Origin of the sequence: Nocardia sp. NPDC050793 (assembly GCF_040654065.1) — a bacterium.
In the GTDB taxonomy this organism is placed as follows: domain Bacteria; phylum Actinomycetota; class Actinomycetes; order Mycobacteriales; family Mycobacteriaceae; genus Nocardia.
This window is the reverse complement of record NZ_JBFAHG010000001.1, coordinates 917,063-931,680: the sequence shown is the minus strand read 5'-3', so window position 1 is coordinate 931,680 and position 14,618 is coordinate 917,063. Positions and strand designations below refer to the sequence as shown.

The following is a 14,618-nucleotide window of genomic DNA, read 5'->3' as shown; positions in this document are numbered from 1 at the left end:
GTAGGGTAGTGTCACGCCCTGAGCTACCTCAACAGGACGTACGGCCCAGCTCGTGCGACCGCCAGATACACGCCCCCAGAACAGGAGGTCGACGAAGACCGATGCCGAACATCGTCGTACTCATCAAGCAGGTTCCCGACACCTGGTCCGAGCGCAAGCTGTCCGATGGTGACTACACCCTGGACCGTGAGGCCGCCGACGCGGTCCTCGACGAGATCAACGAGCGCGCCGTCGAAGAGGCGCTGCTGATCAAGGAGGCCCAGGGCGGCGAGGTCACCGTGCTGGCCGCCGGTCCGGACCGCGCCACCGAGGCCATCCGCAAGGCGCTGTCCATGGGCGCCGACAAGGCCATCCACATCAACGACCCGGCGATCCACGGCTCCGACGCCGTGCAGACCGCGTGGGTGCTGGCCAGCGCGCTCGGCCAGGTCGAGGGTGTCGAGCTGGTCATCGCCGGTAACGAGGCGACCGACGGCCGCGCGGGCGCCGTGCCCGCGATCATCGCGGAGTACCTGGGCCTGCCCCAGCTGACCCACCTGCGCAAGCTGACCGTCGACGGTGACAAGATCACCGGCGAGCGCGAGACCGACGAAGGCGTCTTCAAGCTGGAGGCCACCCTCCCGGCCATCGTCTCGGTCACCGAGAAGATCAACGAGCCGCGCTTCCCGTCCTTCAAGGGCATCATGGCGGCCAAGAAGAAGGAAGTTCAGGTCTTCACGCTGGCCGATCTGGGTGTCGACCCGTCGACCGTGGGTGTGGCGAACGCGGGCACCACCGTCACCGCGTCCACCCCGAAGCCTCCGCGCACCGCGGGCGAGAAGATCGCGGACGAGGGCGACGGCGGCACCAAGATCGCCCAGTACCTCATCGGTCAGAAGATCATCTGATCCGCCCGGCTGACGAGACTTCCTAGGAGAGAACACAAATGGCTGAAGTACTTGTGCTCGTCGAGCACGCCGACGGTGCGATCAAGAAGGTCAGCACCGAACTGCTCACCGCCGCCCGCACCCTGGGCACCCCGGCCGCCGTCGTGCTCGGCGCCGCGGGCACCGGCGAGAAGCTGGCCGACGCGCTGGCCGCGGCGGGCGCGGAGAAGATCTACATCGCCGAGTCCGACGATGTGGAGAACTACCTGGTGACCCCGAAGGTCGACGTGCTGGCCGGTCTGGTCGAGTCGGTCTCCCCGGCCGCCGTGATCGTGTCCGCCTCCGCCGAGGGCAAGGAGGTGTCGGGTCGCCTCGCCGCCCGCATCGGCTCCGGCCTGCTGGTGGACGTCATCGGCGTGAACGCCGACGGCTCCGTCGTCCACTCCATCTTCGGTGGCGCCTTCACCGTCGACGCCAAGGCGACCGGCGACCTGCCGGTCATCTCGGTCCGCCCGGGTGCGGTCGAGGCCGTCGCGCAGGCGGGTGCGGGCGAGAAGGTGACCGTCGAGGTCCCCGCGCAGGAAGAGGGCGTCGTCAAGGTGACCTCGCGCGAGCCGGTCGTCGCCGGTGACCGTCCCGAGCTCACCGAGGCCAACATCGTCGTCTCCGGTGGCCGCGGCGTCGGCTCGGCCGACAACTTCGCGGTCGTCGAGGCGCTGGCCGACTCGCTCGGCGCGGCCGTCGGCGCCTCGCGCGCCGCCGTCGACTCGGGCTACTACCCGGGCCAGTTCCAGGTCGGTCAGACCGGTAAGACGGTCTCCCCGCAGCTGTACATCGCCCTCGGCATCTCCGGCGCCATCCAGCACCGCGCAGGCATGCAGACCTCGAAGACCATCGTCGCGGTCAACAAGGACGAAGAGGCCCCGATCTTCGAGATCGCGGACTACGGCATCGTGGGCGACCTGTTCAACGTCACCCCGCAGCTCACCGAAGCGGTCAAAACCCACAAGGGCTAGGCTGTTCCGCCTCTCCGTGCCCAAGGCGGCTGCTTTGGGTGCGGGCTGGGTTGCGCTGCCGTGTTCCGTTGGCACGGTGGCGGGCTCAGTCCGTACCCGGTGAGTTACCCGGACCTCGCCAAATCTGTTGTTGCGTTGCGTAGCAGCAGGTTTGGCGGGGTCTTTTTTGTTGGTGCCTCAACTTCTCTGCAGGTGGTGCGGGTGCTCCGAGATGCGCTACCGTGTGCCGGTCCGGTTCGACGGGTGCGGGGGGTGCATGGATATCGACGAAGATGGTGGTCTGCCGACAGGGTGGACGACTGAAATGCCCGACGACGGTGGACTTCCGATCTCCGCTCGACAGGAGCAGTTCAGTCTCGCATTCGTGCGCATGGTCGTCGCCGCCGCGGGCTGTTCCATCAAGAGCCATGAAACCGACTACGACGGAGTCGATATCACGATAGTGGCCTCGCGGGAGTATGAACGATTCTATTGTCCTGAGTTCGAGTTGCAGCTCAAGTGCACGACGCAACACAGTCAGCTCAAGTCGGATCATCTGGCATGGCCGTTGAAAAGAGATCGGTTCCTGAAACTGGTGAGCCCGAAGCGGTTCGTTCCGGCCCTGCTCGGCGTCCTGCTCATACCGGAGGATCCTGGCCAGCTGATCGATCTTTCGGAGGAAGGTTTGACCAGCTCGAGTCGCATGTACTGGGAGTACGCGACGAAGCTGGGGGAGATAGGCGACGGCAAGTCCAGCGCTACAGTCCACCTACCCAGAAGTAACCTGTTCGATGTAGTCGGGCTCCAGCACATCATGCAGAGAATCGGCGAAGGAGGCCAGTGGTGAAGGGTATCCCTGTCGGCGACCTTCGCGACGTGGCGCTTGCCGTCTCGCCACCGGCTGTATCTCAATACCTTGCCACGCACGACTGGGAACTCGAGGTCCGCGACGACGATGTCAAGGAGATCTGGCGACTTCCAGGCGAGAACGGTCCGCTGGGACGAATAATGTTGCCGCTGGCCACCGATTACGTGGACTTTTCTCGGCGCTTTCAGGAAACAATTCAGGCGCTCGCGACCATTTACGACTGGGATCCGGCGCAACTGGTCGAACGCATCATCGCCACTCGTGCCGACCTGTTCTTCGTGCGACTCGACCAGGAGATGATCGACGGCACCATCCCGTTCCGGCAGGCGGAAACGACTCTGGAAGCCCTGTTCCGGATGATGAAGGCCGCCGCGACGACCGCGGACGATCCGACGCACTCGCACCGGGGCCGTAGATCCGCCACCGTGACGGAATTTCTCGAGGAGAATATCCGTCTCGGACATACCAAACGCGGCAGTTTCGTGTTCACCGTCGTCTCTCGTCTCGGCGATGTGATGCCCGAGCATGCAGTCGACATGCCGCAGGTGCCGTTCGCGCGCGCGGCGATGGCGACGCTCGCCGTGGGTTTGAATTCGACGCGAAAGCTGGCGTTGCACTGGGACGATCGCGCTTTGGAGCGCACCGGCGAGCTGGGATTGAGCGCCAACTTGGTGGAGTCGGTCTTGGAGCTGACTCAGCCGCACGACTTACGCGCATTGGACCTGTCGTTCGATTGGGCGGCGGCCGAGCCTTCGCCGGTGCTCGAAAGCTCACGCATCGTCATCGATCGCGATGCCATGGCGGGGTTGTCGCGGGTACGGGAGCGCCTGGTTCGCAACGAGGAGCCGCCGCGGCATGAAACATTGCTCGGAATCGTCCGGACGCTCAACCGTGATGACCTCGGTGACGGAGATGAGGAGGCCACCAGCATCGTCTTGTCCACGCACGTGGACGGTCGCTCGCGGAAGGTTCATGTACCGCTGGCGGGGACCGACTACGAATGGGCGATCGCCGCACATCAGTCCAAGAGGCCAATCGTCGTTTCCGGGAACTTGTCGTTCGAACGTGGAGCCTGGCGCCTGACCGGCGAAGTCACTGTGGACCGCAGGCTCTCGGATCGTTCGACCTGACACCTGAAGGCTTGCGGTCAACTGCGTTGCAGGGTGGCGAGCAGGGTGGTGAGGATGGGGGAGCGGCGGGCGTCGTCGCGTAGGACGGCTGAGACCGGGATGCGCAGGCGGTGTTCGGCGAGTTGCAGGACGACGAGTCCTTCGGTGGGGCTCTGGGCGTAGAGGACGGTCCACGCCTCGGGGCGGTTGATCAGCTCCATCGTGGCGGTGTGGTCGGGCGGGATCGGCGGGCCGAAGGTGGGGCCGACGGGCAGCTCCGCGAAGGCGCTGCGAATGATGTTGTGCAGCAGCACTTGTTCCTGTTCAGGAGGCAGCAGCAGTGGGTAGGCGCTCAGGTCGTTGAGGGTGACGGTGTCCCGGGTGGCCAGCGGATGGCCGCTGGTGGTGGCGATCACGAGGTCCTCGACCCAGAGTTGTTCCACCATCAGGCCGGGCTGGTCGACTCGGCCGCGGATGAGGGCGAGATCACAGTCGCCGTCCGCGACGGCCGTGATGCGTTGGCGGAACGGCTTGATCACGAATTCGATCTCCGCGTCCGGGTGCGCGGCCCGCGCGGCCGCGATGGCGGACAGGGAGCGGCTCGCGAAGGACATGTTGGCGGCCAACCGGATCCGCGGGCCCGAAGCCCGAACCGCGGCGCGGATAGCGGATTCCAGGCTCAGCATTTGTTTCGCCAACGGAAGTAGCCGTGTGGTCGCGTCGGTAGGGACGACAGCCCTGGTAGAGCGCTCGAACAGCGGTACACCCAAGTCGCGTTCGAGCCGGGCGATCTGGTGACTGATCGCCGATTGCGAGATGAAGCATCGCGCGGCGGCCCTGCTGAAGCTGAGTTCTTCGCAGACCGCGACGAAGTATGCCAGCTGGCGGAGCTCCACGGCAAATCTCCCATTCATGAACGATCCAGATAAGAGTCATCTTCATTATGCGCCTGAACGCCTGAAATATCTGCGTTCCCGATGACGGTTGGTAATGAGAGAAGGAGGCTGTCATGGAACACGCAGAAGTGGTCGTCGTCGGATCGGGATTCGGGGGGCTGGCCGCCGCCAAGCAACTGGCAAAGTCGGGAATCAACTACGTACTCATCTCCAGCACGCCGGAGCATCTGTTCCAGCCGTTGCTCTACCAGGTCGCGACGGGTGTGCTGGCGTCGCACGAAATCGCCCCGCCCATCAAGTCGGTGCTGCGCAGGCACAAGGAAGCCGACGTGCGTCTCGGCGAGGTCGTCGCCATCGATACCGACCAGGCAATCCTGACGTATGTGACCGACGGTGTGCGCCACCAGATTCGGTACGGATCGCTGATCGCGGCCACCGGCGCCTCGCAGTCCTATTTCGGCCGTGACGATTTCGCCGAGAAGACCTTCGCGCTCAAGACCATCGACGACGCGAAACTGCTTCGCGCGCAGATCGAACGGGTCTTCGCCGAGGCCGCGACCGCGGACGCCGAGACCAAGCGCAGGCTGCTCAGCTTCGTGGTGGTCGGCGCAGGCGCGACCGGCGTCGAGGTCGCGGGCCAGCTGAAGGAACTCGCGAAAAGGCATTACCACCAGGAGGTTTCGGTCTCCCTGGTGGAGGGCGCCGGAGAGGTGTTGCCGCCCTTCGGCGGTGGGCTCTCGGCGTACGCGAAGAAGTCGCTCACCGGCAGCGGCGTCGAGGTGCTCGTCGACACCTTCGTCACCGACATCGAGCCGGGCAAGGTGACGGTGAAGGACAAGGCGGGCGTGGAGCGCAAGATCGCGGCCGAGACCGTGGTCTGGTCGGCGGGGGTGCAGGCGGGCGGCTTCGCCGAGATCCTGGCCGAGGCCACCGGCGTCGAGACCGACCGCGCCGGACGGCTGCTGATCAACCCGGACCTCACGGTCGCCGGCTACGCCGACATCTACGCCATCGGTGACATGACCTCGCTCAACGGCTACCCCGGTCAGTCGCCGGTGGCCATGCAGGAGGGCAGGCACGCCGCCGACATCATCCGCCGCAAGAAGCTGCCCGGCACCCCGTTCAAGTACTGGGACAAGGGCAGCATGGCGGTGATCAGCCGGTTCAGCGCGGTGGTGAAGCTCAATGACCGCATCACCTTCCGCGGCGTGATCGCCTGGTTCATGTGGCTCGCGGTGCACCTGCTGTACCTGGTCGGCTTCCGCAACCGCTTCGCGGCGGTGGCTTCGTGGCTGATCGCCTTCATCGGAACTGGACGTCCCGGCTTCGACGAGGTGGAACCGACGCCGACGCAAGCGCGCGCACCGGAACGCGTCGCCGCCTGAGCGCGCCCGAACGAATCGCACCGATGCCCTCGCATCGGTGCGATCGCCGTCTTCGGACGCTGAAAACTTGCCCAAGCAGGGAAAAGGCGACTCCACGACGCGTCGATGCTAACGCTGCGCGTCGGGTCGGTGAACCTTGGGTGTGATCGGCGTCTCGTTCACCTAGCCTGCATCGGCACGCAACTTCGAGGTTGCCCCGGCGCAGTGTCGGACTGGCTTCATCACGGATATGACTATTTCGTCCGTGCTGACAGCCCCGGCTCGACCGACGGACTCGGGGGTGGAACGGTCGCGCTATTCGCTGGTCGTTTCGTCCGACGCCGACCATCGGGAGGCGGCGCAGCGGTTGCGCTACGGCGTGTTCGCCAACGAGCCCGGGTTCCACATCCCCGACAACGGCACCGGACGCGACGCCGATCGCTTCGACGAGCACTGCGACCACCTGCTGGTTCGCGACGATGTCACCGAGCAGTTCGTCGGCTGCTACCGGATGCTGCCGCCGGACAAGGTCGCCGCGGCGGGCGGGTACTACACGGCCACCGAATTCGACCTCGCCCAGCTGGATCCCGAAGGTCAGCGGATCGTCGAAATGGGCAGGGCCTGCGTGGTTCCCGATCACCGCAACGGTTCGGTGCTCACCCTGATGTGGGCGGGCATCCTGCACTACATCCAGCTCACCGGATACGAGTGGGTGATGGGGTGCGTGTCGGTGCCGATGCAGGACACCCCGGAGGATCCGGCAGGCGTGAACGTGCGCGGTGTGCGGGACATGCTGCTCGGAAGGCACGCCTCCGACCCGGAGCGGCGGGTGCACCCGCACCGTCCGGTGGTCGTCGACGGCAAGACGCTCGACGAGCTGACCCCGCCCTCGCGTCCCAAGCTGCCCCCGCTGCTGCGCGGCTACCTGCGCCTCGGCGCGGAGATCTGCGGCGAACCGGCACACGATCCCGACTTCGCGGTCGCCGACTTCGTCGCGCTGCTCGGCCTGGACACCATCAACACGCGGTACCTGGAGCGACTACAGGGCGCGGCCGCTTCCCTCGACGGGGGGCGGTGAGGACCGTGGTCTTCGAGGCGCCGCCCGCACAGGCCGTGCACGCGTGGATGCCGTCGAGCCCCTGCGGGCCCGGCTGCGTCGAGCCGATCGGTGAGGTCGGCACGGCGCGGGTGGTCGCCCGCGCGCTCGGCATCGCCGGGCTGCTGCTGACCTATCCGGTGTGCCACGTCGCGACTCCCGCGGGACGGCGGGCGGACGTACAGCGCGGTTACGCGCGCGTGCTGCTGCGCTGTCTCGGCATGCGACTTCGCGTGGTGGACAACCGGATTCCCACCGACCCGGTGCCCGCCGAACGCGCCATCGCCTCGCGGGTCGGGGCCGAACGCGCCGCCGCCGCGGCCGCCAGCGCGGATGTCCGCTACGCCGATCCCGGCACCGGCGTGCTCGTGGTGACCGGGCACATCGGCTGGACCGACGTGGTCGCGCTGGCCGCGGTGCAGCCGCTCGGGTTCGTCGCGCGGGCGGACCTGATCGACTGGCCGGTGCTCGGTAGCCTCGCCCAACTGATGCGCGTCATCCCGATCGAACGCGAGCGGCTGCGCCAATTGCCCGACATCGTCGCCCAGTTGGGTGCTCGCCTCGCCGCGGGCGAGCGTGTCGCGATGTTCCCGGAGGGCACCACTTGGTGCGGACGCGCCTACGGCACCATGCGGCCTGCCCTGTTCCAGGCCGCGATCGACACCGGCACCTTCGTGCAGCCCGTGCGGCTGCGCTACCTGGACGGGCACGGCGACCGCTGCACCGTGCCGAGCTTCGTCGGTGAGGACTCCTTCGGCAACTCGGCCCTGCGCGTGCTGCGTACGCGCGGCATGATCGCCGAGATCGTCCTGGAGACGCCGGAATACCCTGGTCTCGACCGCAAGGATCTGGCCCGCCGCTGCGAAATGGCTGTCCGCGGCGCGGAACTCCCGCGTCACTCGGCGACCGACACCGAATGGATCGAGGCCACCGCGACCCGAGTGCAGGACCCGGCCCCGGTGTCACAGGAACCGGCGCGACCCGGCGCAGCGGGCGCACATCACGGCCTCGGCCGACCCGGACTGCGGAGTAGAGCCGTCGCGCTCTTCCGCGGCCGCACGGCGCACCCGCGAGAGGCCACCGACGGCACGCCCGCCTGAAACCGGTGCGGCGCAGCACGCCGGTGTCGATAGCCAGTACGGACTCACAGTCGAGTCGCAAACGCTTGGTGCGCGGGCGAATTCAATCCTCGCTCGGAAGTCTTGCGTCGCCCGCTCGCTGGCGAACCGCGGTCTGCACGAGCTCACCGATCCGTGCCGCGGGGACGGCGATGCCGGGTGTGCGCAGCGTCCAGCGGAGGAAGTCCTCGACGTTCATCGCGGGTACTTCACCGAGATACGGCGCGATGTAGGCCGGTGTGTTCGGTTCGCTGCGCCAGCTGTCGGCGAGGGTGCCGATATCGACGGCGTCGTAACCGAGGGCATCCAACAGACCGGTCGCCGCTGCCTTGGCTTCCGCGTCGTCACCGGCGATGGGTAGGGCGCTGCGGTCCGGCGCGTCCGCGGGCCGGGCGAGCGAGAACAGCTGGTGCGGAGTAATCGTGTTGAAGGCCTTGACCACTCGGGACTCCGCGAGGTGGCGCTGGACCAGCGCGGTGGAGGTCAGTTCTCCCGCGTCGAGTTCGGGAAGGTGGCCGTCGCGTTCGGGGTAGTAGTTCGCCGTGTCCAGCACTGTCTTACCGGCCAGGGCTTCGAGGGGCAGTTGACGGTAGGCCGCCAGCGGAACCGCCGCCACGATCAGATCTCCGGCGCGGGCCGCTTCCTCCGGTGTGGCGGCGCGTGCGGTTCCGCCGAGTTCGGCGACAAGATCGGCGAGCGTCTCCGGGCCTCGCGAGTTGCTGAGGACCACGTCGAGGCCCGCCGCGACGGCCAAGCGGGCGACGGCGGATCCGATCATTCCGCTGCCGATGAGTCCGAGCGTTCGATGCACGGTGCGTCTCCGTTCGTGAGTGGGTTGTTCGCACGACAGCGTCGAACGGCGTCGACCGCGCGACCAGCCCCGTGCCCTGCGTACTCACGGCGTGATCACCCACCGCCGGGCCCGTAGTGTTGTGCCGTGGACGACCGGACCGAGCTGAGCGAGTTCCTCAAATCGCGCCGTGCCCGGTTGAGCCCGCAGGACGTCGGGTTGCGCGACTACGGCGGCGTGCGCAGGGTCGCGGGCCTGCGGCGGGAGGAGCTGGCCCGGCTGGCGGGGGTGAGCATCGCCCATTACACGCGTCTGGAACAGGGCAACGGCGACAGCGTCTCCGACGAGGTCCTGGAAGCCATCGGTGCGGCGCTGCGACTGGAAGCGGACGAACTCGCCTATCTGCGCCGAATCGCCCGGCGCCCCACGCCCTGCGTGGCGGACACGGCCGCTACGGATCTGCCTGCGGGACTGCGCTATTTGCTCGAGTCGTTCGTCATGACCCCGGCGCTGGCGATCGGACGGCACACCCAGATCATGGGCTGGAATCGGCTCGCGGTCGCGGTGTTCGGCGACTTCCACGTGCTGCCTGACCACCGCCGCACGCTCTCGCATCTGCTGTTCGACAACCCCTACCTGCGCGAGTTGCACGGCGCCGCGTGGGAGCGAGTGGCGCGCGAGCACGTGGCGCATCTGCGCGTGCTGCTCGGCCGGTTTCGCGGGGACCAGGCACTCGCGGCGCACATCGACCAATTGCGGGAACTGAGCGCGGACTTCGCGCGCCTCTGGGCGGAACATCCTGTCGCACAGGTCCGTAACCGGACATACCTGCTGCATCACCCGGTCGTCGGCGAACTGACCTTGCACGGCGAGCTCGTCGCGCTGCCCGACGCGCCGTCGTGCTTCGGGCTGGACCTCTTCGCCGCCGAACCGGGCTCGGCGTCCGAGCGCGCCCTGCGGCAACTCGCGAGCCAGTGAGTCCCGAGTTCCTGACGCGCGGGTGAACCGCGGCGCCAGCGCTCCCTGAGCTCGATCGCGTGGCCCAGCGTGCGGCCCGCAACGACATCGCCCCCTGCCGCCGACACGATCGGGAGACGCTGGCGATTCTCAGCGATCGCCATACGCGTTGAGCACCGCGTCGAGCAGCCCGGGAAAGCGGGCCTCCAGGTCGTCACGTCGCAGTCGCACGACGCGCGTGCGTCCCTCGATCGTGGTCGCGGTGACCCCGGCCTCGCGCAGCACGCGGTAGTGGTGCGACAGGGTCGATTTGTGCAGGTCGATGTCCTCGCCGATGCCCGAGCAGTTCTCGCCGTCGCTGCCAGCGAGCCGGGAGGCGATCTCTAGTCGCGCCGGGTCGGAGAGCGCGTGCATCACGCCGACGAGGGTGATGTCGGCGGTCGCAGGCTGAAAGGGCACACGCGGCACGGTCGATCTCCCTCGGTTTGATTGTTTTGCGGTCATCCAACAATAATTGTTGGACATACTTCAAACAGTCTTGGGAGGTTTCCCGGTGTCAGTGCCCACTGTTGCCGTCGTCGGTCTCGGTCCGATGGGGCATGCTCTTGCCGGTGCGTTCATCGACGGCGGTGTTCGGACAACGGTCTGGAATCGCACGCCGACCCGTGCCGATGCGCTCGTAGGCCGGGGCGCCGTTCGCGCGGAGACGGTGGCCGACGCGGTGCGCGCGGCCGATCTGGTCGTTGTCTGCCTGGTGGACGACGAGGCGGTCGCCGCCGTGCTCGAGCCCGCCGCGGACGCGCTGCGCGGTCGCACGCTGGTGAACCTCACGTCCACCGCGCCGCACCAGTCGCGGACGCGAGGCGAATGGGCCGCGCGACATGAGATCGACTATCTCGGCGGCGCCATCCTCACTCCGACGCCGACCATCGGCGGGCCGGCGGCGTTGGTTCTGTACTCCGGCGCCGAGCCGGTGTACCAGGCGCATCGAGCGCAGCTCGCCACGTTGGGCGGCCGGGCGCTGTACGTCGGCGAGGACGTCGGCCGCGCCGCCGGGTACGACGCCGCGGTGCTGTCACTGTTCTGGTTGTCGGTGCTCGGCGTCGTCCACAGCCTCGCGATGGCGCGCGCGGAGGGAATCTCCGGGGCCGATCTCGCGCCCTTCGCCGCGAGCATCACCGGGCTGTTGCCGGAGATGCTCGATCGGTTCGCCGGCCAGGTCGAGGCGGACGACTACCCCGGCGGCATATCGACCATCGCCTCGGCGTCGGCGGGCCTCGCGCACCTCACCGAGAGCGCTCGAACCCTCGGCTTCGATGCCACGATGTTGCAGGCGTCGCAGGACATCGTGCGGCGCGCCGTCGACTCCGGTTTCGGGGCCGACGGTCTGGCGCGCTTGGTCGACACCGTCGCCGCCCGGCCCGCGGCCTGATCGATGCGGTGACGACGCGGTCTACGACTGCGACCTCACCCGCGAACCAGACGAGATTGTGAGCCAGATGTAGGGCCGCGTGGCGCGCTGGTGAATGGCGCGCTCCGGCACCCGACGGCACACAGCACCGGGCAGCCGGAGTGCTCGCGGTCTAATCAGGGAGGCCGACCGTTTGATCGCAGCTTTCGGGCGGGTCTACCAGTGCGCATTCGGCGGGCGGACGAGTCGGTCGGTAGCCCGCGGGGACCCCGCCGGATCGGATGATCGTGCGGTAGGTCTCGACGGCGTCCGTCGGTTTGCGGGCCAGGGTGGGGTCGGTGCGGACGTCGACGGTGTAGAGGCCGAAACGGGGTGTGTAACTGCCCCATTCGTAGTTGTCGGTCAGGCTCCAGTAGTTGTAGCCGACCACGTCGATGCCATCGGCCTTGGCGCGCTGCAGCCAGTAGACGGTGTCGCGGAGGTGTTCGGAGCGGGTGTAACCGTCCGCCCGCGGGAGGCCGTTCTCGGTGGGCATGCCGTTCTCGACGACGTACAGCGGGCGGTCCGGGAACAGGCGCGAATAGTGCCGCAGCGCGTAGTAGATGCCCTCGGTGCGAATCGGCAGTTCCCAGATCGCGGGGCCCTGGTTCGAACCGCCCTGTACCGACTGACCGGATTCCGGCAGCACCGCGAAATAGTAGTCGACGCCGATGAAATCGAGCTTGTCGGCGATCCGGTCGACCATCGGCTGGTTGACCTCGGTCTCGGCGCCCGCTACGTAGCCGACGTTGCTGGTGACCTGCGCGTTGGGCGCGGCGCGGTGGATGGTGTCGTAAATCGTGTTGTGGGCCTGAGCCATTCGGTCCAGCATCGCGGGAGCCTCGTCGACGGTGATGGCGCCGATACGCAGCTCGGTTCCGACATATGCGGCGGGCTCGTTGAAAGTGACCCACAGCGGGTTGCGAGAGGCATAGCGGTTCACCACCTTTCGCATATTGGCCAGCCAATCCTCGACCATGTCCGGATTGCGCCAGCCGCCGCGATCACTCGCCCAGCCCGGGTACACCCAGTGGTCAAGGGTGAGCATCGGCCGCATCCCGGCCGCGACGACACGGGCGATCACATCGTCGTAGAACCTGAATGCCGACGCGTCCCAGATCCCCGGTTCCGGCTGCAATCGAGCCCATTCGATCCCGATCCGGTACACCCGAACCCCGAGCCGCGCGGCCAGATCGATATCGGAGGCATAGTGGTTGACGAAGTCGACCGAATTCGGATACTCGTCCCCGGCCGCACCCGAATCGATGTAGCGGGTCCAGTTGCTCTCGGGCGCGTACCCCTCTGACTGGAACCCGGATGACGCGACACCCCAGAGGAACTCGTTGCCGAACGGCACGATGGTCGCGTTCGCCGAGGGGACCACGACCCCGGGAACGAGCAGTGCCGCCGCGATCGTAGTGAGTGCGACCAGGGTGTGCCAGCGCTTCCGTGTACGCATCGAGCTCCTGTCCCGTCCGGCGCTACTCGGTCGTGCGCACCGCCCGGAGTTCGATCGCCGCCGGGTCCGCACGATGATCGCCAAACGTAACTGTCGGATTGCTGAATCTTTCGAGCCACATCGACCGGTGCTCGATACCCGGTCCCGAGTCAGTTGTCGGCAGGTCGCCACTGCCGGATCGCGGCGACGATTTCGTCGGCGGCGTCTTCCTGGATGTAGTGGCCGGCGCCGTCGAGAAGAACCGTCCGATGGTCGGCGAACAGTTCCTCCCAGCGACGGCGTTCGGGGGCGCGGAAGGCGACATCCTTGGTGCCCCACACGATCAGTACCGGCCGGTCACGCACCACGTCGAGGCCGCGCTCGACATCGGCGAGAAACGGTCGGCTCGCCAGGATTTCGCGTGGGAACACATGGACCGGCTCGCGCGATTCCGGTGTCGGGAAGGGGCCGCGATAGGCGTCCATTACCGCTTTGTCCAGTTTCTTGCGGCGCACGCCTACGGGGATGATCCGTTCGACGAAGAAGTTGCGCTGCCGGATCAGCCAACCGCCGACCGGGCCGCCCAGAAACCGCGAGAAGGCCTGCGTGCTCGGGTCGGATTTCGGCCAGGCCCAGGTATTTCCGATGACGAAGGCCACGAAGCGATCCGGGTGCCTGCCTGCCGCGGCGAAGCCGATCGGTCCACCCCAGTCCTGCACCATCAGCGTCGCCTCGCGCAGGTCGAGCCGGGACACCAGTTCCGCCACGACCCTGGCATGCTCGGCGGGTGTGAAGCCGTAGCCGGGCGCCGCCCGGGACAGCCCGAAGCCGGGATAGTCCACCGCGATGCAGCGGAACCGGTCACGCAGACCGGCGATGATGTCGCGGTAGAGGAACGACCAGGTCGGATTGCCGTGCAGCAGAACCAGCGGCGGCCCGCTGCCTTCGTCGAGGTAGTGCACGCGCGAGCCGTCGATCTCGGCGAAATGACTGGCATACGGGTACAGGTTCTCCGGTACCCAGGTCGGGCGGACGGGAGTGCTGGCTTCGTTCACGCTACTACCTCCGATCGCCGGAACTTCATGGTCAACCAAGTCTGGACGACAACGAACGCGATGCAGAGCAAATTGACAGCAAATGCTTGAACGTAGCCATTCACCTGGGGCGATACACCTCGTCGAACACTCTGAGCTGGGGAGCGGACAGGATGGCACGGGCCTCGTCCAGCAGCATCTCTCCTTGCTGCACGTGCCATGGCCACTGGCATGCGTGTGACTTCTCGAGGTGGGCTCGGCCCTTGTCGAGGTCAGCTGGGAGGCCGTCGGCTCCCATGAGGTAGGCCAGGCCGAGTTCGAAGTGGGCGTTGCCCTGCACGAACCGGTCGTCGTCGTAGACGAGAGAGGAGCCGCAGAGGAGGTCGTCGATGAGGTCTTCGGCCTCGGAGTGGCCGAAGTCTGCCGCGACATTCAGCAGTTTGTAGGCCAGTTCGTCCAGATCGTCTGCGTCGTCGTTCGCCGAGTCGAGCGAGAGCAGGGCCTCGAGTGCGCCGGTCCGGGCCGCCGCCACGTACTGCTGGAACGACGGGGAGGAGCCAGGGCCCGGGCTCACGATATATCCGTCCTGGGAGTGGTTGCCGAACGGCGCTCCGCCGTCGCGAGCTGTCATGTCCAG

The 14,618-nt window shown here is 67.2% G+C and carries 15 protein-coding genes; 9 read left to right on the top strand and 6 right to left on the bottom strand.

Translation table 11 applies throughout. From position 1 onward, the window contains the following. Positions 1-101 precede the first annotated feature (101 nt). The 4 genes from AB0H50_RS04230 to AB0H50_RS04215 all read left to right on the top strand — a co-directional run bounded on the left by AB0H50_RS04230 (position 102) and on the right by AB0H50_RS04215 (position 3,859). Positions 102-887, top strand: a complete 786-nt coding sequence (locus tag AB0H50_RS04230; protein WP_067781613.1) for an electron transfer flavoprotein subunit beta/FixA family protein — start codon at positions 102-104, stop codon at positions 885-887. A gap of 38 nt (positions 888-925) precedes the next feature. Further along, entirely contained in the window at positions 926-1,882 is a 957-nt protein-coding gene (locus AB0H50_RS04225) for an electron transfer flavoprotein subunit alpha/FixB family protein (RefSeq protein ID WP_357446430.1), read from the top strand. A gap of 256 nt (positions 1,883-2,138) precedes the next feature. Then, entirely contained in the window at positions 2,139-2,708 is a 570-nt protein-coding gene (locus tag AB0H50_RS04220; protein ID WP_357446426.1) for a DUF4365 domain-containing protein, read from the top strand. Next, entirely contained in the window at positions 2,702-3,859 is a 1,158-nt protein-coding gene (locus AB0H50_RS04215; protein WP_357446423.1) for a hypothetical protein, read from the top strand. Before AB0H50_RS04220 ends, AB0H50_RS04215 begins: the two co-directional genes overlap by 7 nt. A 17-nt stretch (positions 3,860-3,876) precedes the next feature. Here the strand turns inward: AB0H50_RS04215 and AB0H50_RS04210 are convergent, their stop codons facing one another. Beyond that, the gene (locus tag AB0H50_RS04210) at positions 3,877-4,734 is read right to left on the bottom strand and encodes a LysR family transcriptional regulator (protein WP_357446420.1); all 858 of its coding nucleotides are present in this window, start codon (positions 4,732-4,734) and stop codon (positions 3,877-3,879) included. A gap of 113 nt (positions 4,735-4,847) precedes the next feature. On the opposite strand from AB0H50_RS04210, the gene AB0H50_RS04205 reads away from it, so the two are divergent. The 3 genes from AB0H50_RS04205 to AB0H50_RS04195 all read left to right on the top strand — a co-directional run bounded on the left by AB0H50_RS04205 (position 4,848) and on the right by AB0H50_RS04195 (position 8,294). Continuing rightward, a complete protein-coding gene (locus AB0H50_RS04205; protein ID WP_357446417.1) occupies positions 4,848-6,119 on the top strand; it encodes an NAD(P)/FAD-dependent oxidoreductase in 1,272 nt (423 codons plus the stop codon). A gap of 229 nt (positions 6,120-6,348) precedes the next feature. Continuing rightward, a complete protein-coding gene (locus AB0H50_RS04200) occupies positions 6,349-7,176 on the top strand; it encodes a GNAT family N-acyltransferase (RefSeq protein ID WP_357446415.1) in 828 nt (275 codons plus the stop codon). Beyond that, on the top strand, positions 7,173-8,294 hold the full coding sequence (locus AB0H50_RS04195) for a lysophospholipid acyltransferase family protein (protein WP_357446412.1): 1,122 nt from the start codon (positions 7,173-7,175) through the stop codon (positions 8,292-8,294). The genes AB0H50_RS04200 and AB0H50_RS04195 overlap by 4 nt, the downstream gene beginning before the upstream one ends. Before the next feature lie 82 nt (positions 8,295-8,376). On the opposite strand, the gene AB0H50_RS04190 is transcribed toward AB0H50_RS04195, so the two are convergent. Beyond that, positions 8,377-9,162, bottom strand: a complete 786-nt coding sequence (locus tag AB0H50_RS04190) for an NADPH-dependent F420 reductase (protein WP_357447274.1) — start codon at positions 9,160-9,162, stop codon at positions 8,377-8,379. 87 nt (positions 9,163-9,249) lie between these two features. Here AB0H50_RS04190 and AB0H50_RS04185 point away from each other — a divergent pair, with 87 nt between their 5' ends. Continuing rightward, on the top strand, positions 9,250-10,080 hold the full coding sequence (locus tag AB0H50_RS04185; protein ID WP_357446409.1) for a helix-turn-helix transcriptional regulator: 831 nt from the start codon (positions 9,250-9,252) through the stop codon (positions 10,078-10,080). Positions 10,081-10,209: 129 nt separating this feature from the next. On the opposite strand, the gene AB0H50_RS04180 is transcribed toward AB0H50_RS04185, so the two are convergent. After that, the gene (locus AB0H50_RS04180; RefSeq protein WP_357446407.1) at positions 10,210-10,527 is read right to left on the bottom strand and encodes a helix-turn-helix transcriptional regulator; all 318 of its coding nucleotides are present in this window, start codon (positions 10,525-10,527) and stop codon (positions 10,210-10,212) included. A gap of 85 nt (positions 10,528-10,612) precedes the next feature. Here AB0H50_RS04180 and AB0H50_RS04175 point away from each other — a divergent pair, with 85 nt between their 5' ends. Continuing rightward, positions 10,613-11,491 carry an NAD(P)-binding domain-containing protein gene (locus AB0H50_RS04175; RefSeq protein WP_357446404.1) on the top strand — a complete coding sequence of 293 codons (879 nt, stop codon included), beginning with the start codon at positions 10,613-10,615 and terminating at the stop codon, positions 11,489-11,491. Between the two features lie 151 nt (positions 11,492-11,642). Here AB0H50_RS04175 and AB0H50_RS04170 read toward each other — a convergent pair whose 3' ends face one another. From AB0H50_RS04170 to AB0H50_RS04160, 3 genes are all read right to left on the bottom strand, one after another. Then, on the bottom strand, positions 11,643-12,968 hold the full coding sequence (locus AB0H50_RS04170) for a family 1 glycosylhydrolase (RefSeq protein ID WP_357446401.1): 1,326 nt from the start codon (positions 12,966-12,968) through the stop codon (positions 11,643-11,645). Between the two features lie 149 nt (positions 12,969-13,117). Next, complete coding sequence (locus tag AB0H50_RS04165; protein WP_357446398.1) at positions 13,118-14,002, bottom strand: alpha/beta fold hydrolase; 885 nt, start codon at positions 14,000-14,002, stop codon at positions 13,118-13,120. A 100-nt stretch (positions 14,003-14,102) separates the two neighbouring features. Further along, positions 14,103-14,612: a hypothetical protein gene (locus tag AB0H50_RS04160; protein WP_357446395.1), complete on the bottom strand. Its 510-nt coding sequence runs from the start codon at positions 14,610-14,612 to the stop codon at positions 14,103-14,105. Positions 14,613-14,618 lie beyond the last annotated feature (6 nt).

Bases quoted from the DNA above. Each gene is read 5' to 3' on its own strand.
- AB0H50_RS04170 (WP_357446401.1), bottom strand. From the start codon at position 12,968: ATGCGTACACGGAAGCGCTGGCACACCCTGGTCGCACTCACTACGATC.
- AB0H50_RS04230 (WP_067781613.1), top strand. From the start codon at position 102: ATGCCGAACATCGTCGTACTCATCAAGCAGGTTCCCGACACCTGGTCC.
- AB0H50_RS04205 (WP_357446417.1), top strand. From the start codon at position 4,848: ATGGAACACGCAGAAGTGGTCGTCGTCGGATCGGGATTCGGGGGGCTG.
- AB0H50_RS04200 (WP_357446415.1), top strand. From the start codon at position 6,349: ATGACTATTTCGTCCGTGCTGACAGCCCCGGCTCGACCGACGGACTCG.
- AB0H50_RS04220 (WP_357446426.1), top strand. From the start codon at position 2,139: ATGGATATCGACGAAGATGGTGGTCTGCCGACAGGGTGGACGACTGAA.
- AB0H50_RS04225 (WP_357446430.1), top strand. From the start codon at position 926: ATGGCTGAAGTACTTGTGCTCGTCGAGCACGCCGACGGTGCGATCAAG.
- AB0H50_RS04160 (WP_357446395.1), bottom strand. From the start codon at position 14,612: ATGACAGCTCGCGACGGCGGAGCGCCGTTCGGCAACCACTCCCAGGAC.